General features: G+C 65.0%; 1 pseudogene. It reads right to left on the bottom strand.

Annotation, left to right across the window (positions count from 1 at the left end):
• Positions 1-578, bottom strand: a pseudogene (locus FQK12_RS00030) (oxaloacetate decarboxylase); the annotation flags it as partial.
• Positions 579-642 lie beyond the last annotated feature (64 nt).

A 642-nucleotide genomic window follows, 5' to 3' on the forward strand; every position in this document is an offset into this window, starting at 1 on the left:
TTTTTGATTTCGCTCACCAGCTCGAAGGCCGCCATCGGGGTGAGAATGCCGGACATGTCCTTAATCGCGATGGAATCGACGCCGGTCTCCAGCAGCTGTTCGGTCAGGTCGAGCCAGGTCTGCAGGGTGTGGGCCGGACTGGTGGTGTAGGAGAGCGTGCCCTGGGCGTGGGCGCCGTGGCTGCGCACCGCCTGCAGGGCGGCCTGCATATTGCGCGGGTCGTTCATGGCGTCGAAGACGCGGAACACGTCCATGCCGTTTTTGACGGCGCGCTCGACGAAGCGCTGCACCACGTCATCGGCGTAGTGGCGGTAGCCGAGCAGGTTCTGGCCGCGGAGCAGCATCTGCAGCGGGGTCTTCGGCATGGCCTTTTTGAGCTCGCGCAGGCGGACCCAGGGGTCCTCGCCGAGGAAGCGGATGCAGGCGTCAAAGGTGGCGCCGCCCCAGCATTCAAGGGACCAGTAGCCCGCGTCATCGAGGGCGGCCGCAACGGGGAGCATATCGTCGAGGCGCAGGCGGGTGGCGAAAAGGGACTGGTGGGCGTCGCGCAGGACGACATCGGTAATGGCAACGGTCATGGATTCCTCCGTGAATTAAGGGTTAAGTCGGCGATGGTGGTGGATAGCGGCGGCAATCACCGGC

The organism is Klebsiella sp. ME-303 (assembly GCF_007910085.1).
Taxonomy (GTDB): Bacteria; Pseudomonadota; Gammaproteobacteria; order Enterobacterales; family Enterobacteriaceae; genus Klebsiella; species Klebsiella michiganensis.